We start from the raw sequence: 17043 nt of genomic DNA on the forward strand, positions 1-17043 counted from the left end.
CGCGCGCGATCCGCCGACTCCCCTCGCTGCGCTCGACCGCACCCATCCCTCTCGCTGCGCTCGACCGCACCCATCCCTCTCGCTGCGCTCGACCGGACCCATCCCCCTCGCTGCGCTCGACCGGACCCATCCCCCTCGCTGCGCTCGACCGGCGCGCCTCCCACCGAGGCGGCCCGGTCCGTCCTACGTTGGACCGGTGATCGGATCAGGTGCCTCAGATGGCGGTACCGCGTCGGGCCGAGCGGGTGACCCCGCCGACTTCACCCTCGCCGTGGAGTCACTGCAGGCCGCGAAAGTGCGCCCGGACATCGACGTGAGTCCGATCCGGCCGCCGCAACGCCTCGCGCCGTACAGCTACGCCGTCGGTGCCGAGGTGCGAGCAGACGAGCCGGAGGACATCCCGACCGATGCCGCCGGATCGGCTTTCGGGCGCCTCATTCTCCTCTACGACCCCGAAGGCCACGACGCCTGGAGCGGAACCATTCGGCTGGTCGCCTACATCCAGGTCGACATGGAAGCCGACCTCGCCACCGATCCCATGCTCCCCGAGGTGGCGTGGAGCTGGCTGACCGATGCGCTGGGCGTGCCGGAGGGCGAAAACTCCAGCCAGGCGCCGGTGCTGACCGCGCTGGGCGGCACCGTCACATCGACGAGCTCGGTCCGCTACGGAGACATCGCCGGCCCGCCGCGCGCCCATCAGCTGGAGCTGCGCGCCTCGTGGACCGCGCTCGACCCCGTCCTGCGGCCCCATCTGGAAGCCTTCTGCGACGTGCTCGCCACGGCGGCCGGTCTGCCGCCGACCGGGGTCGTCGCCCTCAAATCCACCGACTGAGAAGCGGTTGTCCATGTCCGCCGACGACGCACCCGAACCCCTGCTGTCCCCGGCGCAGGGTGTGCCCGACGTCATCACCTCCCCCGATGAGTTCGCCGATGCGGCGCAGCGGCTGCTCGACGGCGCCGGCCCGATTGCCGTCGATACCGAGCGCGCATCCGGTTTCCGGTACTCGCAACGTGCCTATCTCGTACAGATCCGCCGTCCGGGCGCCGGTACGTTCCGCATCGACCCGATCGGCCACCCCGACGCGTTGCAGCCGGTGATCAGCGCGCTTGCCGACGCCGAGTGGGTGCTGCACGCCGCCGACCAGGACCTGCCATGTCTGCGTGAGTTGGGCTTCGAATGCGGCACCCTCTACGACACCGAACTCGCCGGACGTCTCCTCGGGCTGGAACGGGTCAACCTGGCCGCGATGACAGCACACTTCCTCGGCCGGGAACTGCGCAAGGGACACGGCGCCGCCGACTGGTCGAAGCGCCCGCTGCCCGCCGACTGGCTCAACTACGCCGCCCTCGACGTCGAACTGCTCGTCGAACTCCGCGACGCGATGGATTCCGCGCTGCGGGGCGCGGGCAAGAACGACTGGGCCGCCCAGGAGTTCGAGTACATCCGGCAACGCCCGCCCGCGCCTCCGCGACCCGACCGCTGGCGGCGTACGTCCAACATCCACAGCCTGAAGACGCCGCGGCAGCTGGCGGCCGTCCGGGAGCTATGGCTCGCCCGCGAAGACCTCGCCCAGCATCGCGATGTCGCTCCGGGCCGGGTACTGCCGGATGCCGCGATCGTCGACGCCGCAGCGGCCAACCCCACCACCGTCGACGAACTCACCGCCCTCAAAGTGTTCGGCGGACCGCGCCAGCGCCGGCATGCGCGCCGATGGCTCGCCGCCTTGCACCGTGCCCAGGCATTGCCCGAGAACGAGCTTCCGTCCCGCAAGGCGGCGTCCACCGGTCTGCCGCCGATCAACCGGTGGGAGCAGCGAAAGCCCGAGGCCGCTGCACGGGTCGCGGCGGTGCGCCCGGCCCTCGCCGAGGTGGCCGAGGAGGTGTCGGTGCCGACCGAGAACCTGCTGGCACCCGACCTGGTCCGCCAGCTGTGCTGGGTCGGAGTCGAAGCCGAACCGGCAGCCGTCGACGAGGCGTTGGCCGCCGGTCAGGCCCGGCCGTGGCAGCGCGACCTGACCCGCGACCCGATAGCCGACGCCCTGCGAAACGCCTAGCCGTCAAGCCGTCAAGCCGACCCCGCCGAGTGGGCACCTCACCTCCGCCGAGTGGGCACCTCACCCACGCCGAGTGGGCACCACAACCCCACCCAGTGGGCACCTGGACTGCACCGAGTGGCCTGACCTCCTGAGCTGCCCAGGACTCGACGATGCCAGGAAATCTGCTAGGCGCCGAATCGTGCCGGCAGGACGACCTAGGGCCGCGCTACTGGTCCAGCGCGGCGGCGGACCTGTCGGCCCTGGTCAAACGCCCAGTCAGCGTGGCTGACGTGCCCACTCGGCGTGGGTGGGTGCTCAGTCAACGCAGATGAGGTGCCCAGTCGGCGTGGGTGAGGTGCCCACTCGGCGTGGGTGAGGTGCCCAGTCGGCGGGATCGGGACTACTCGGCGTCCTCGCCGAGTGCGGCGACGGTCGACTCGGCGGTCTCCGGCTCCATCCGCCTGGCCTGCGCCGCGGCGATCGTGCGCGCCAACTCCTGGGCCGTCAAACCCAAGCCGGTCAGGATCTCGCCACGCGAGGCCGCCGCGATGAACTCCTTGGGAATCCCGCGCTGCATGACGGGAACCTGATGGCCGGCGGCGGCCAGCGCATCGACGATCTCCGATCCCACACCGCCGTCGACCAGGCCGTCCTCCAGGGTGACGACGAGGCGGTGATCAGCCGCCATCTCGACGATCGACCCGGGCACCGGGAGCACCCAGCGAGGATCGACGACGGTGACCTCGAAGCCGTGCTTCGCCAGGATCTCGGCGGCATCGCACGCCAGTGCCACGAAGGCACCGACGCCCACCAGCAGGACATCGCCGGTCGGGCTGGCCGAGTCAGAATTGTCGTGACGCAGAATGTCGACGCCGTCGTCGGTGCGCTGCAGCGCCCGGATGTCTTCGGGCACAGCACCTTTGGCGAACCTGATCGCCGTCGGGCCGTCGTCGGTGTTCAACGCCTCGTCCAGCTCTTCCCGCAGCCGTACCGCGTCCCGAGGGGCGGCCACACGCAGGCCAGGAACCATCGCCATCAGCGACAGGTCCCACATGCCGTGATGACTCGGACCGTCCGGGCCGGTGATCCCCGACCGGTCCAGCACCAGCGTGACGGGCTGGCGCAGCAGCGCGACATCCATCAGCAGCTGATCGAAGGCCCGGTTGAGGAACGTCGAGTAGATCGCCACGACCGGATGCAGCCCGCCCAGCGCCAGCCCGGCGGCCGAGGTGAGCGCGTGCTGCTCGGCGATTCCGACGTCGTAGAGGCGGTCCGGGAACTTCTCGCCGAAGGCGGCGAGGCCGGTCGGTGCGGCCATCGCCGCCGTGATCGCCACGACATCGTCACGCCGACCGCCGGCCTCGACAAGGGCCGCCGAGAACACCGAGGTCCAGTCCTGTGCCGCGACGGCCGCGGAGCGCCCGGTCGCCGGGTCGATGACGCCGATGCCGTGCATCTGGTCGGCTTCGTCGTTCTCGGCCGGACCGTATCCGTTACCTTTGCGGGTCACCGCGTGCACGATCACCGGCCCGCCGAACGCCTTGGCGTGCCGCAGCGCGCTTTCCATGGCGGCAATGTCGTGGCCGTCGACCGGTCCGACGTACTTCAGTCCCAGATCGGCGAACAGCGCCTGGGGCGCCAACAGATCCTTGATCCCGCTCTTCACGCCGTGCACCACGGCGTAGGCGGGCTCGCCGACGACGGGCACCTGCTTGAGCAGCTTGCGCCCCTCGTCCAGGACGCGCTCGTAGCCGGGTTGCAGACGCAGGCCCGACAGATGCTGGGCGATGCCTCCGATGGTCGGCGCGTAAGAGCGTCCGTTGTCGTTGACGACGATGACGACCGGCCGTTTGGCGCCGGCGATGTTGTTGAGGGCCTCCCAGCACATTCCGCCGGTCAGCGCACCGTCGCCGACAACGGCCACGACCGTGCGGCGCTCGTCGCGCAATTCGAAGGCCTTCGACAGTCCGTCCGCGTAGGAGAGCGCTGCCGACGCGTGAGACGACTCGACCCAGTCGTGCGCGCTTTCGGCGCGCTCCTGGTACCCGGTGAGCCCGTCGCGCTGCCGCAGCGAGTCGAACCCGGCGGCGCGCCCGGTGAGGATCTTGTGGACGTAGCACTGATGGCCGGTGTCGAAGATCACCGGATCGTTCGGCGAGTCGAAGACGCGGTGGACGGCCAGGGTCAGCTCGACGACACCGAGATTCGGGCCCAGGTGTCCACCGGTCGCCGCGACCTTGGCGACCAGGAATCGACGAATCTCACCGGCAAGTTGATCCAGCTCCTCGCCGGTCAGGCCGGACAGGTCAGCCGGGGAGTTGATCGACTCCAACAGACTCATCGTCGAGTCCTCCTGTCATCTCGAGATCGCGGGCTGAGCGATTTCGTTTCAGTCTACGGACGTTTCAGCGGAGCACGAGCAGGCCCATGGCTTCGACGTGATGCGTCAGGGGAAAGGCGTCGAATCCGCGCACCTTCGCCAACCGGTAGCCGCCGGCGACGGCGCGCCCGACGTCGCGCGCGAAGGCCGCCGGATCGCAGCCGACGTGGACGATGGCGTCCGGCGCCGCCGCGACGACCGCGTCCATCACGGCGGTCCCGGCGCCGCTGCGCGGCGGATCGAGGACGACGGCGGCAGGCGGGGGCAGCTCGGCCAGCGCCCCCGGCGTGACCGGCCCGCGCCTGGTCGTCACCGCCCGGCCGTCGAAGACGCGCCCGGCCGCGGCGAGTACGTCGGCGGCGGTGTCGACGATCGTGACACGGTCCGCTCCGCTGTCGAGGGCCGCGCCGGCGAAGACCCCGGCCCCGCCGTAGAGGTCCCACACCGCCCCGGTGACCCCGGCCTCCGCGAGCCAGCCAGCAGCGGTCCGGGAATACACTTCGGGCGCACCGCGGTGCGCCTGCCAGAAGGCCTGCACCGGCAGGTCCCAGGTGCGCGGACCGACGCGGTACCGAACGGTCGCCGAACCGGACAGGATCCGGGGGCGAAGCGCCCGCTGGTGCCGGGCACGGCGACGCTGCGCGGCCGCTCGGCCAGCCCCCTTCTGCTGGGCCCCCGCGCCCGCCAGCACGGCCAGGTGCACACCGCCGTCGTCGTCGTGAACGGCGAGCACCTCCGACCCCGGTGCCAGATCGCCGGCATCTGGCCGACCACGGCGACCGCCGAGCTCGGCGATCGCATCGGCGAGGGACGCGGTCAGCGCGGCACACGGCGCGTCGACGATGGCGGTGCCGTGCGCGGCGCGGAACCCGACGGCGCCCGACGGCCCGACTCCCAGGCGTGCGCGGATCCGCCAGTCGTGGCCCGACTCCTCGCCGATCGCCTCGACCGCGAGCCCCGTTGGCGGCTCGAGCCGCCCGATCCGGGTGAGCGCGTCGGACAGGATGGTCGTCTTCGCGCGACGGATCGCCGCGACAGTGCCGTAGGCGAGGTCGCAGCACCCAGCTCCCGCGGCGGCCGCGGGGCAAGACACCGGGGTGCGGTCCGGCGACGGCGAGACGATGTCGACGGTCCGTCCCCGCCACCACGACGAGCGCGAGTCGTCGGTGACCTCGACGCGGACGGTCTCGCCCGGCAACGCTCCGGTGACGAAGACGACTCGGCCGTCCACCCGGGCGACGCCGGCACCACCGTGCGCGAGGCCGGTGATATCGCAGGTCAGCAAATCTGAAGTCATGTCGCGTCGACTGATCGGGTCAGCGGCCGACGCCGCGCCGGGTCTCCCCCGGTGCTACGTAGTGCGGCGTTTCCTTGCGCCGGTCCGACGAACTCAACAGCCACGGCACCGAGGTCACCATCACGCCCGGCTCGAATAGGAGGCGGCCTTTGAGTCGCAGCGCCGACTGGTTGTGCAGGATCTGTTCCCACCAGTGCCCGACGACGTACTCGGGGATGAACACGGTGATCACGTCGCGCGGGTTGTCCCGGCGCACGCGGCGCACGTAGTCGACGACGGGTCGGGTGATCTCGCGATACGGCGAGGCGATCACCTTCAACGGGACCGTGATGTCGCTGGCCTCCCACTGCGCGACCAGTTTGCGGGTGTCGCGGTCGTCGACGTTGACGGTCACCGCCTCCAACGTGTCCGGCCTGGTGGCGCGGGCATAGCGGACCGCCCGACGCGTGGCCAGGTGCAGCGACGACACCAGCACTATCGAATGCGTCCGGGGCGGCAACACCTCCTCGTCGTCGGCGGAGGCGTCGAGTTCTGACTGCACGGTGGCGTAGTGCCGGTGGATCAGCTCCATCAGCACGTACAGCACCGCCATCGCGACGACGGCGATCCACGCTCCGGCGAGGAACTTCGTGATCAACACGACCACCAGAACGCTGGCGGTCATGACCAGACCGATCGCGTTCACCACCCGCGAGCGCTGCATCCGGGCGCGGGCGGTCGGATCGGATTCGGTGCGCAGCAGACGCGTCCAATGTCGCACCATGCCGGTCTGACTCAAGGTGAACGCCACGAAGACGCCGACGATGTAGAGCTGGATGAGCGCGGTCACCTCGGCGTCGAAGACGACGATGAACACGATCGCGGCGATGGCCAGGAACAGGATGCCGTTGGAGAACGCGAGCCGGTCCCCGCGGGTATGCAGCTGGCGCGGCAGGTAGCGATCCTGGGCGAGGACCGAACCGAGCACCGGGAAGCCGTTGAACGCCGTGTTGGCCGCGAGCAGCAGGATCAGCGCCGTCGCGACCGCGACCAGGTAGAACCCCGGGGTGAAGCCGCCGAACACCGCGTGCGCGAGTTGCGCGATCATGGAACGCTGCCGGTAGCCCTCGGGCGCGCCGATCAGGTCGTGCGCGGGATCGGCGACGTACTTGACGCCGGCTTCGCGCGCCAGCATCACCAGGCCGAGGAGCAGTGTGATGGAGAAGGCGCCGAGCAGCAGCAAGGTTGTCGCCGCGTTCCGCGATTTGGGCTTCTCGAAGGCCGGCACCCCGTTGCTGATCGCCTCGACGCCGGTCAGCGCGGCACAACCCGAGGAGAACGCCCTGGCCACGAGGAACACCATCGCGAATCCCACCCAGTGCCCCGGCTCGGCGCGCAGATCGAAGTCGGCGGTCTCCGCGTGCACCTCGCCGCCGAACAGCAGGCGGGCGAAGCCCCAGCCCAGCATCCCCAGGACGCTGACGATGAACAGATAGGTCGGCACCGCGAGGAATCCGCCGGACTCGCGCATTCCGCGCAGGTTCACCGCGGCGAGCAGCAGGATGGCCGCGACGCTGAACCACACCCGGTTGTGGTGCACCACGTCAATGGCCGAACCGATGTTTTCCACCGCGGAGGCGATCGACACGGCGACGGTCAGCACATAGTCGACGAGCAGGGCGCTGCCGACGACCAGCCCCGCACGCGGCCCGAGGTTCACCGTGGCCACCTCGTAGTCGCCTCCGCCCGACGGATACGCGTGCACGTTCTGCCGGTAGCTGGCCACCACCACGACCATCACCACGGCGACGGCGAGTGCCACCCACGGGGTGAAGCTGTACGCGGCCAGCCCCGCGACCGACAGCACCAGGAAGATCTCCTGCGGCGCGTACGCCACCGACGACATCGCGTCGGAGGCGAACACCGGCAGCGCTATGCGCTTCGGAAGCAGGGTTTGGCCCAATCGGTCGCTGCGGAACGGGCGGCCGACGAGCAGGCGCTTGAGCGCGACCGGAACCTGGGACAGGGTGGACACCACGCTCACATTAGGCCGATCGGCGCCATCCTGCTAACCATCGGCGCGCACCTGACGCGAGGCTCCCGACGACCGGCCCGGCACGGTGTAGGTTCGTGACCGTGCGGGTAGTCATCATGGGATGCGGTCGCGTCGGCGCGTCGTTGGCCGACGCGATGCAAGGCAGAGGTCACACCGTCTCGGTGATCGACAAGAGCGCCGAGGCGTTCGCCAGGCTGAGCCCCGGCTTCAACGGGACGACGACGGTCGGAATGGGTTTCGACCGCGACATTCTTACCCGGGCCGGAATCGAGGCCGCCGACGCCTTCGCCGCGGTCTCCTCCGGCGACAACTCGAACATCGTCGCCGCCCGCGTGGCCCGCGAGACCTTCGGCGTGGAGCGCGTGGTGGCCCGCATCTACGACGCGCGCCGCGCCCAGGTCTACGCCCGGCTCGGCATTCCGACCGTCGCCACCGTGCCGTGGACCACCGAGCGCTTCGTTGCCGAACTCGACGAGGACGTCGACGCGGTGGCGTGGCGCGACCCGAGCGGCAGCGTCGACCTCATCCAGCTCGACATCGACGAGTCGTGGATCGGCGTCTCGGTCGCCAAGTTCAGTGAAGAGACCGGTTGCCAGGTCGTGTTCCTCAACCGGGTGGGCCGGCCGATCTTGCCCGAACCCCGCACGGCCCTGCAGGATGACGACCTCGTATACGTAGCGGTGCGGTCCGCCGACCGTGCCGCCGTCCGCGCTACCGCCGCCGCGCCCCGACCGGCGCACGACTGAGGCCGCAGGAGGTCCATCCGTGAAAGTCGCGATCGCCGGTGCCGGCGCGGTCGGCCGTTCCATCGCCCGCGAACTGCTGGCCAACAAGCATGCGGTGACCCTGTTCGAGCGGGAGCCGAGCAACGTCGAGCCCGACGCCGTCCCGGGTGCCGAATGGGTGACCGGCGACGCGTGTGAACTCACCAACCTGGAGCGCGCCCAACTGCAGGACTACGACGTCATGGTGGCGGCGACCGGTGACGACAAGGCGAATGTCGTCGTCGCCCTGCTGGCGAAGACCGAGTTCGCGGTCAACCGCGTCGTCGCCCGGGTCAACGATCCGCGCAACGAGTGGCTATTCGACGACGATTGGGGTGTCGACGTCGCGGTGTCCACCCCGCGCATCCTGGCCTCGTTGGTCGAGGAGGCGGTCAGCGTCGGCGACCTCGTGCGATTGATGACCTTCCGGCAGGGTCAAGCGAACCTGGTGGAGATGACGCTCCCGGACAACACTCCGCTCGCGGGTCGCCCGGTGGGCAAGCTCGGACTGCCACGCGATGTCGCCCTCGTCGCCGTTCTGCGCGGCAACCGGGTCATCGCGCCGCAGTCCGACGACTCGGTGGAGGGCGGGGACGAACTCGTGTTCGTCGCCCCCGAGGACGTCGAGGACGCCCTCAAGTCCGCGATGCACCTCGACTAGCGAATCGGTCGGCGCGACGGACGAGCAGGACTGTCGCGACCACGGCGAGGATCGTCAGCGGCCATCCCATGCCGATGCGGGCGGCGGCCAGCAGGCCGGTGTGGCCGGAGTCGTAGAGATTCGACTGCACGAGGTACCGCGCGATGAACACCGCCGCCCAAAGCGCCGTCGCCAGGTCGTAGGCGATCAGCGTCGGGCGGTCGCGGCGCCACGCCGTGCCCGCCCCGTTCACCAGGTTCCAGACGACGCCGATCAGCGGCCATCGGACGATGATCGACAGCACCAGCAGGGCCGAATACACCAGCATCGTCCAGATGCCGAACAGGAAATAGCCCTTCGCGTCGCCGGTCCGGTTGGCGATATAGGCGCAGATCGCGACGCCGAGGAACCCGGAGATCGCCGGTGTGACGTCCTCGCGGCGGTAGAGGCGATAGCAGAGGATCGCGGTGGCCACGCCCAGCGCGGCGAAGATCGCTCCGCGCAACCCGAACCAGGCGTTCGCCGGGACGAAGACGACGATCGGCAGCGTCGAATAGACCAGACTGGACACGCCGCCCATCTGCTCGAGCAGGGTCTTGGGCTCTCGCGCGTTCTCCACCTGCTCCGCCCGACCGGCGTCGTCCTGCGATTCCGGTTCGTCGCGGTCGCCGCCGGGGCGGGTGTGGGCCTCAGTCACCGTCGAGGTCGTAGTACGGGTTGAAGATCACCTTGGTGCCGTCCTTCTCGCCGACGCGGCCCGACACCCACAGTTTGCGGCCCGGTTCGATTCCCGGGATCCGATTGCGCCCCAGCCATTTGAGGGTGACGATGTCGGTTCCGTCGAAGAACTCGGCCACCACCCCGGCCTTGGCGTTCTTGGAACAGGTCTGCACCGACCGCAGCTCGCCGAAGATGCGCACCTCCTCGCCTCGGGCGCATTCGGAGGCGCACTGGGCGCCGTGGGATCGCGACTCGTCGGCGATGTCGGCCGCGTCGGCGACCTCCAGATCTTCGACGAGCTTGCGCGTCATCCGCCGCAGATAGCCGGCTGTGGCCATCACACCCTCCCGGGCAAGAGAAGTTGCTTACCGTTTCGCTGCCCAGGGTAGTCCTGGGGCAGGATCAAGTCATGTCCAGCCCTTTGGTCGTGATGGCCGGCACCGGATCCGACGACGACTACGCCCGTCGCGCGTTCGGCCCCGCTGCGCAAGCGGCGCAGATCCCGCTGGTGGCGCTGCCGCCGGGCGCCGAACTCGTCGACGAGTACCTGCGGGCGCTCGACGAGCTCGCCGACCGCGACGGCCCGATCCTGGTCGGCGGCGTGTCGATCGGTGCCAGCGTCGCCACCCGGTGGGCGCTTCGCGCCGGGTCCCGCAGTTGTGCCGGAGTGTGGGCGGCCCTTCCGCCCTGGTCCGGGGAGCCGGCGGGCAGCGTGGCGGCGGCTTCGGCGAAGGCGACCGCCGACGCGCTGACGCGCGACGGGCTCACCGCCACCATCGACGCGATGGCCGCCTCCAGTCCGCCGTGGCTGGCCGCGGAGCTGACCCGCTCCTGGACCGCCCTCTACCCCGCACTCGTCGAGCAGTTGCGCGCGGCCGCGACCATGGTCGGCCCGACACCCGGGGAACTGGAACATCTCGCCGTGCCGCTGTCCGTGGTGGTCTCCGACGACGATCCTCTCCACCCCGCCGCGGTCGGCGAGGAGTGGGCGGCCGCCGCCCCGCGTTCGGCGCTGCGTCGCACCACCCTCGACGCCTGGGGACATGAGCCGGCGACGCTGGGGCGTCTGGCGGCGCAGGCCTGGACGCAAGCGCGACAGTCCGAGTCGGTCTGATCAGCGACGGCGGCGCAACTGCTGCATCGCGGTGCCGCGCGAGACGCGGGACCGACGTGCCCCTTCCGGACCACCCGCGGGCGCGCCCGGCGCCGACTGACCACTCGCCTGCTCGCCGGGTTGCGGCTCGGCGAACCCGGGCTGGGCGTCGCTGACCAGCGGCTCTTGGGGAACACCGCCGTCGGCGAAATCCGGCGGCAGGTCGTCGAGCGCCAACTGTCCTTCATCGACCATCTGCTGCTGGGCCGCTCGGACCTGCTCGGCCAGCACGTCGGGGAGGATCAGCGGCAACGGCTCGCGCGGCGGATACGGGTCGTTCCCGCGGCGGACCACCGATTCCGCCAGCACCGCCCGGGCGAGCTGGGCGAGCTGCTCGGCCGTCTCCGGCGGACCGCTGGCAACGCACCGCACCATCCATCGAGGCCCGTCGACGCCGATGAACCGGTGGCATTCGTCACCGGGCACCTCGGCGAAAATCTCTCGCCCCCAGTGCCCGTTCTCGGTCCGCGCCTCGGCTCCTTCGGCCCGGATCGACTCGGCCAACTCCCCCACGACCTCGCGCCACTGTCCGGGTGACTTCGGCGCGGCGTAAGCCGCCACCGAGACACGGCCGACCGGCGTCAGCAGGTACACGGCCTCAGGCTGGTGGTCCACCGACATCTCGACGCTGACCTGTCCGCCCTCGACGACCGGGACCAGCACCGAACCGAGGTCGAGATGCGAGTTGGCCAGCTCGTCTGGGCTGTTCGCCAAATCGGCGAAATCGTACGGCCCGGCTGCCTCGCCGACCCTCGCCTGTCCTGCCATGTCCCACTCCTGCCGTGCTGGTCTCACCGTGTCGCCGGATCTCACAGCGCCGCGTGGCCGCCGCTCGATCCGTAGCCGCCGGCTCCGCGACTCGTGTCGTCGAGTTCCTCGACCTCTTCGAGGTCGGGCAGTTCGACCCGTTGGACCACGAGCTGCGCGATCCGGTCGCCGCGCTTGATGACGACGGGCTCGTCGGTGTCGAGATTAATCAAACACACCTTGATCTCCCCGCGATATCCGGCGTCAATCGTTCCCGGCGTGTTGACGATGGACAGTCCGGCTCGCGCGGCCAGCCCGGATCGCGGGTGGATCAGCCCGACCGTGCCGAACGGCAGGGCAATCGCGACGCCGGTTCCGACCAGTTGCCGCCGCCCGGGGCGCAGCTCGGCATCGGTCGTCGAGTAGAGGTCGATTCCCGCGTCGCCGGGATGAGCTCGGGCCGGCAACGGCAGGTCCTTGTCGAGGCGGCGGATCCGCAGCGCGTCGACGGCGGGGGGTGACGGAATTCGATCGGACACACCCGCAGACTACGCTGAGCCGCGTGACTAGTGACGCCCAGACTGACCGATACGACGAACGGTTGTGGGTGCCGCTCTGGTGGTGGTTGGCCGCCGCGGTGCTCACCGGAGTGCTCGGCTACGAGATTCGCCTCGGCGCACACGGTGCGGCGTGGAGCTGGTGGGTCTTCCCCGCGGTCGCCGCGCTCCTCGTCGCGGTACTCGTCTCGGTGAGCCGCCGGCGCATCCGCGTGACCGCCGATGGCGAGCTCCACGCCGGCGGGGCACGGCTGCCCGGCTCGGTGATCGGTCGGGGCGCGTCGGTGCCGCCCAGTGCCAAGAGCGCGGCCATGGGCCGGCAACTCGACCCCGCAGCCTTCCTGGTGCATCACAGCTGGGTCCGGCCGATGGTGCTGCTGGTTCTCGACGACCCCGACGACCCCACGCCCTATTGGCTGGTGTCGACCCGCCACCCGGACAAACTCCTGTCCGCGCTGGGCGTCGCCGATGCCCGCCTCGCCGGAACTCCGGAGTCCCCCGCCCCGGTGGCACCGGAACGTTCGCTGGTGATCAGCGCCCTCGGCGCGGCGCTTTATCCGCCGTTGCGGTGGCTGATGTTCCGCCTGCCGGCCGAGACGGTGCACGGCATCGCATCGGGCGCGATCAGGCTCGTCGGCGCGCTTCCCGGCGCCGGCCGCCTCGTCGGCCGCGCCTTGACGGTCGACGACCCGATCCTGCGGCAAGAGGCGCTCGGCACGGTGTTCCCCGCTCCACTGGGGCTCGCCGCCGGATTCGACAAGAGCGCCGCAGCCGTGCGCTCGTGGGGCCCGATGGGATTCGGCTACGCCGAGATCGGCACCATCACCGGACAGGCCCAGCCGGGCAATCCCAAACCCCGGCTGTTCCGGCTGACGGCCGACCGCGCCCTGATCAACCGCATGGGCTTCAACAACCCCGGCGCGGACGCCACGGCGACCCGATTGGGCAAGGCGTTGCGGTCGTCGCGCGGCCATGCGGTGCCCATCGGCGCCAACATCGGAAAGACCAAGGCGGTCGAGTTGTCCGCCGCCGCCGACGACTACACCCACAGCGCGACACGACTCGGCCCGCTCGCCGACTTCGTCGTGGTCAACGTCAGTTCGCCGAACACACCTGGATTGCGCGACTTGCAAGCGGTCGAACAACTGCGACCGATCCTCGCCGCCGTGCGAGCGGCCACCGATCGGCCGGTTCTGGTGAAGATAGCCCCCGACCTGGCCGACGACGACGTGGATGCCGTCGCCGATCTGGCGGTCGAGACCGGATTGGCCGGCATCGTCGCCACGAACACGACCATTTCCCGGGCCGGGCTGCGATCGTCGCCGGAGCAAGTGTCCAAAGCCGGGGACGGCGGGCTTTCCGGCCCACCCGTCGCCGACCGCTCGCTGGCCGTCCTCCGCCGGCTGTACGCGCGCGTCGGCGACGACCTGCTCCTGGTCAGCGCGGGTGGCATCGAGACTGCCGACGACGCGTGGGAGCGCATCCTCGCCGGCGCCACGCTCCTGCAGGGCTACACCGGCTTCATCTACGGCGGCCCCCTGTACGCGAAGGACATTCACGCCGGACTGGCCGCCAAGGTGCGCGGCGCCGGCTTCGCCTCGATAGCCGAGGCGGTCGGTGCCGGACACCGCACCGCCGCGGGCTGACGCCCCGAGCGGCTAGGCCTTCTGCTCGTAGGTGCCGACGACGACGGCGCGCGCGATCGCGTGGGAGAACAGGTTGAAGCCGAGGTAGGCAGGCGTGGCGCCGTCGGGCAGGCCGAGCGATTCGACGTCGACGGCGTGGACGGCCACGAAGTAGCGGTGCGGGCCGTGTCCGGCGGGCGGGGCGGCGCCGATGTAGCGCTTGCCCGACGCGTCATTGGCCAAGGTGACCGCACCGTCGGGCAGCGACCCGGCCTCGCCGTCGCCGGCGCCGGCAGCCAGCGACGTGACCGACACCGGGATGTCGGCCACCGCCCAGTGCCAGAAACCCGACGCGGTCGGCGCGTCCGGGTCGTAGACGGTGACGGCGAAGCTGCGCGTCTCCGGCGGGAAGCCCGACCAGCTCAGCTGCGGCGACACATCCTCACCGCCCGCACCCATGATCCCGCTCACCTGGGGAGTGGCCAGCGGGGCACCGTCGGTGACGTCGGCCGAGGTGAGCGTGAACCCCGGGAGCTGGGGCAAAGCGGCGTACGGGTCGTAGGACGAGTCGGGCATGGGTCACCTTTCGGTCGGTGCGCTGTGCAACAGGAAATGCTCGAAAACCTTGGTACCGAACAACACTGAATCCACCGGTACGCGTTCGTCAACCCCGTGGAACAAGGCGGCGAAGTCCAGTTCCGGCGGCAACTGCAACGGGGAGAAGCCGAAGCACCGGATGCCGAGCTTGGCGAAGGCCTTGGCATCGGTGCCGCCGGACAGCATGTAGGGCACGGTCCGGCCGTCGGGGTCGTGCGCCAGGATCGCGTCGTTCATCGCATCGACCAGATGACCGTCGAAAGTCGTCTCGTAGGGCTCCAGGTGCGTCACCCACTCCCGGGTGACGTTCGGGCCGAGCAACTCATCGATCTCGGCCTCGAAAGCCGCCTGGCGCCCGGGCAGCACCCGGCAGTCGATCACCGCCTCCGCGGTCTGCGGAATCACGTTGGCTTTGTAGCCGGCGTTCAGCATCGTGGGGTTGGCCGTGTCGCGCAGCGTGGCACCGATGATTCGCGCCAGACCGCCGAGCTTGAACAGCGCGGTCTCCAGGTCCGGCGTCTGCGCGCCGAGATCCAGCCCGGTCTCCTCGGCGGCGGCCGCCAGGAACTCGGTCACCGAATCGGAGAGGACCAGCGGGAACTGGTGGGCGCCGATGCGGGCCACCGCCGCCGCCAGCTCGGTCACCGCGTTGTCGGAGTGCAGGAACGAGCCGTGTCCGGCGGTGCCGGTCGCCCGCAGGCGCATCCACGACAGGCCCTTCTCGGCCGTTTCGACCAGGTACAGACGCCGCTGCCGGCCGTCGGGGCGATCGACGGTGAGCGAGAAGCCGCCGACCTCGCCGACCGCTTCGGTGATTCCCTCGAACAGGTCGGGGCGATGCTCGACGAGCCACTGCGACCCCCATTTGCCTCCGGCCTCCTCGTCGGCGAGGAAGGCGAACACGAGATCTCTGGGCGGGACGGTGCCCTCCCGCGCGAACTGGCGCGCCAGGGCCAGCGCCATTCCGGCCATGTCCTTCATGTCGACCGCGCCCCGGCCCCAGATGTACCCGTCGGCGATCGCGCCCGAGAACGGATGCACCGCCCAGTCCTCGGCTTCGGCGGGCACGACGTCGAGGTGGCTGTGCACCAGCAGCGCACCGGCGCGGCTCTCGGGGTCGCCGGGAAGCCGGGCGAACACGTTGCCGCGACCGGGTTGCCCGGACTCGACGTAGGTGGTCTCATAACCCGCTTCGGCGAGTCGATCGGCCACCCAGCGCGCGCATTCCTCCTCGCCCTTGGTGGTCTCCGGCTCGCCGGTGTTGGAGGTGTCGAAGCGAATCAGTTGGGCGATCAGATCGACGACTTCGTCGAGTGCGCGGGAGGTAGTCACGGTTCCATTATGCGAATTTGGGTAAACGCCGCGTCCTCGGTTAGTGTTATCCGGCACCGAGTCCGAGTGGCGGAATGGCAGACGCGCTAGCTTGAGGTGCTAGTGCCCTATTAACGGGCGTGGGGGTTCAAGTCCCCCCTCGGACACCGAAGGAATCCCCGACCGAATCCGGTCGGGGATTTTTCATCGGCTATGGTCCGTTCGTGACCCGGCTGCTGCTCGACTGCGACACCGGCATCGACGACTCCCTGGCGCTGCTCTACCTGCTCGCCCGACCCGATGCCGAACTCCTCGGGGTCGTGTCGACCGCCGGAAACGTGCCGACCGAGGTCGTCGTCGAGAACAATCTCGCCTGGCTCGGCTTGTGCGGACGATCGGACATCCCGGTCTTCCGGGGCGCGGCCGGCCCGCTCGCCATCCCGCTGCGCACCGCCGAAGACACGCACGGACCCCGCGGAGTCGGGTACGCGCAACTGCCGCCCGCCACCGCATCCGCCGCGGACCTGGAAGGAGCTCACGCCTGGGTTCGCACGGCCGCGGCGCACGACGGCGACCTCGTCGGTCTCGTCGTCGGTCCGCTCACCAACCTGGCGCTCGCCACTCGCCTCGACCCCGACCTTCCCACGCGACTCCGCCGCCTGGTCATCATGGGCGGGGCCTTCGGCGTCGCGGGCAACACGACGCCGGTCGCGGAGTGGAACATGGTGGTCGACCCCGAAGCCGCCGACGAAGTCTTCGCCGCCTTCGACCGCCCCGACGCCCCGTCGCCCGTCGTGTGCGGTCTGAACATCACCGAACAGATGCGGTTCACCCCGGATCACCTCGCCGCGCTGCGCCGTCGCACCGGCGACGCTCCGCTCACCGCCCTCGTCGACGACGCGCTGCGCTTCTACTTCGAGTTCCACCGGTCGCAGGACGAGGGCTACCTGGCCTATCTGCACGACCCGTTCGCGGCCATGGTCGCACTCGACCCCGGCCGGGTCTCCTGCGAGGCCGCCCGCGTCGTCGTCGAGCTGACCGGCACTCACACCCGGGCGATGACCGTCGCCGACCGCCGCGGCATGATCGGCGCGCCGAACGCGTTCGTGGTGGCCGAGGCCGACACCGAGGCCATGCTCGACGAGTTGGTGGAGGTCCTCGCCCGTCTCGCGCGCGATTGA

At 70.3% G+C, this 17043-nt stretch carries 16 protein-coding genes, 1 tRNA gene and 1 pseudogene; 9 read left to right on the forward strand and 9 right to left on the reverse strand.

Features of this window, described 5'->3' with window-relative positions; all coding sequences use genetic code 11:
* The first annotated feature begins 196 nt into the window (after positions 1-196).
* Both GOARA_RS14670 and GOARA_RS14675 read left to right on the forward strand, forming a co-directional pair.
* A complete protein-coding gene (locus GOARA_RS14670; protein ID WP_007323189.1) occupies positions 197-832 on the forward strand; it encodes a DUF3000 domain-containing protein in 636 nt (211 codons plus the stop codon).
* Between the two features lie 13 nt (positions 833-845).
* A complete protein-coding gene (locus GOARA_RS14675; protein WP_007323190.1) occupies positions 846-2054 on the forward strand; it encodes an HRDC domain-containing protein in 1209 nt (402 codons plus the stop codon).
* 382 nt (positions 2055-2436) lie between these two features.
* Here GOARA_RS14675 and dxs read toward each other — a convergent pair whose 3' ends face one another.
* The 3 genes from dxs to GOARA_RS14690 all read right to left on the reverse strand — a co-directional run bounded on the left by dxs (position 2437) and on the right by GOARA_RS14690 (position 7727).
* On the reverse strand, positions 2437-4377 hold the full coding sequence (gene dxs / locus GOARA_RS14680) for a 1-deoxy-D-xylulose-5-phosphate synthase (RefSeq protein ID WP_007323191.1): 1941 nt from the start codon (positions 4375-4377) through the stop codon (positions 2437-2439).
* A 64-nt stretch (positions 4378-4441) separates the two neighbouring features.
* Positions 4442-5713, reverse strand: a complete 1272-nt coding sequence (locus GOARA_RS14685) for a class I SAM-dependent RNA methyltransferase (RefSeq protein WP_083834891.1) — start codon at positions 5711-5713, stop codon at positions 4442-4444.
* 19 nt (positions 5714-5732) lie between these two features.
* Positions 5733-7727 (reverse strand): APC family permease, encoded by a 1995-nt coding sequence (locus tag GOARA_RS14690; RefSeq protein ID WP_007323193.1) that lies wholly within the window; start codon positions 7725-7727, stop codon positions 5733-5735.
* A gap of 101 nt (positions 7728-7828) precedes the next feature.
* Here GOARA_RS14690 and GOARA_RS14695 point away from each other — a divergent pair, with 101 nt between their 5' ends.
* Both GOARA_RS14695 and GOARA_RS14700 read left to right on the forward strand, forming a co-directional pair.
* Positions 7829-8494 carry a potassium channel family protein gene (locus GOARA_RS14695; protein ID WP_040523549.1) on the forward strand — a complete coding sequence of 222 codons (666 nt, stop codon included), beginning with the start codon at positions 7829-7831 and terminating at the stop codon, positions 8492-8494.
* Between the two features lie 19 nt (positions 8495-8513).
* Positions 8514-9173, forward strand: coding sequence for a potassium channel family protein (locus GOARA_RS14700; protein ID WP_007323195.1), 660 nt, complete (start codon positions 8514-8516; stop codon positions 9171-9173).
* Here the strand turns inward: GOARA_RS14700 and GOARA_RS14705 are convergent.
* The gene (locus tag GOARA_RS14705; RefSeq protein WP_007323196.1) at positions 9148-9849 is read right to left on the reverse strand and encodes a DUF3159 domain-containing protein; all 702 of its coding nucleotides are present in this window, start codon (positions 9847-9849) and stop codon (positions 9148-9150) included. The genes GOARA_RS14700 and GOARA_RS14705 overlap by 26 nt on opposite strands.
* Positions 9842-10210 carry an OB-fold nucleic acid binding domain-containing protein gene (locus tag GOARA_RS14710; RefSeq protein WP_007323197.1) on the reverse strand — a complete coding sequence of 123 codons (369 nt, stop codon included), beginning with the start codon at positions 10208-10210 and terminating at the stop codon, positions 9842-9844. Before GOARA_RS14710 ends, GOARA_RS14705 begins: the two co-directional genes overlap by 8 nt.
* Positions 10211-10281: 71 nt before the next feature.
* Here GOARA_RS14710 and GOARA_RS14715 point away from each other — a divergent pair, with 71 nt between their 5' ends.
* Positions 10282-10986 carry an alpha/beta fold hydrolase gene (locus GOARA_RS14715; RefSeq protein WP_040523452.1) on the forward strand — a complete coding sequence of 235 codons (705 nt, stop codon included), beginning with the start codon at positions 10282-10284 and terminating at the stop codon, positions 10984-10986.
* Here GOARA_RS14715 and GOARA_RS14720 read toward each other — a convergent pair whose 3' ends face one another.
* Together GOARA_RS14720 and dut are read right to left on the reverse strand one after the other, a co-directional pair.
* Positions 10987-11793 (reverse strand): DUF3710 domain-containing protein, encoded by an 807-nt coding sequence (locus GOARA_RS14720; protein ID WP_007323199.1) that lies wholly within the window; start codon positions 11791-11793, stop codon positions 10987-10989.
* Between the two features lie 41 nt (positions 11794-11834).
* Complete coding sequence (gene dut, locus GOARA_RS14725) at positions 11835-12311, reverse strand: dUTP diphosphatase (RefSeq protein ID WP_007323200.1); 477 nt, start codon at positions 12309-12311, stop codon at positions 11835-11837.
* 23 nt (positions 12312-12334) lie between these two features.
* Here dut and GOARA_RS20635 point away from each other — a divergent pair.
* Both GOARA_RS20635 and GOARA_RS19485 read left to right on the forward strand, forming a co-directional pair.
* Positions 12335-12775, forward strand: a pseudogene (locus tag GOARA_RS20635) (DUF3093 domain-containing protein); the annotation flags it as partial.
* 81 nt (positions 12776-12856) lie between these two features.
* Entirely contained in the window at positions 12857-13975 is a 1119-nt protein-coding gene (locus tag GOARA_RS19485; protein WP_170265454.1) for a quinone-dependent dihydroorotate dehydrogenase, read from the forward strand.
* A 12-nt stretch (positions 13976-13987) separates the two neighbouring features.
* Here the strand turns inward: GOARA_RS19485 and GOARA_RS14735 are convergent, their stop codons facing one another.
* Positions 13988-14530 carry a YbhB/YbcL family Raf kinase inhibitor-like protein gene (locus tag GOARA_RS14735; protein ID WP_007323202.1) on the reverse strand — a complete coding sequence of 181 codons (543 nt, stop codon included), beginning with the start codon at positions 14528-14530 and terminating at the stop codon, positions 13988-13990.
* 3 nt (positions 14531-14533) lie between these two features.
* Complete coding sequence (locus GOARA_RS14740) at positions 14534-15883, reverse strand: M20/M25/M40 family metallo-hydrolase (RefSeq protein ID WP_007323203.1); 1350 nt, start codon at positions 15881-15883, stop codon at positions 14534-14536.
* Positions 15884-15943: 60 nt separating this feature from the next.
* Between GOARA_RS14740 and GOARA_RS14745 the strand changes: the two genes are divergently transcribed.
* Positions 15944-16029: transfer RNA gene (locus GOARA_RS14745), tRNA-Leu, on the forward strand.
* A 57-nt stretch (positions 16030-16086) separates the two neighbouring features.
* The gene (locus GOARA_RS14750) at positions 16087-17043 is read left to right on the forward strand and encodes a nucleoside hydrolase (RefSeq protein WP_007323204.1); all 957 of its coding nucleotides are present in this window, start codon (positions 16087-16089) and stop codon (positions 17041-17043) included.

The organism is Gordonia araii NBRC 100433, from assembly GCF_000241265.1.
Lineage (GTDB): Bacteria > Actinomycetota > Actinomycetes > Mycobacteriales > Mycobacteriaceae > Gordonia > Gordonia araii.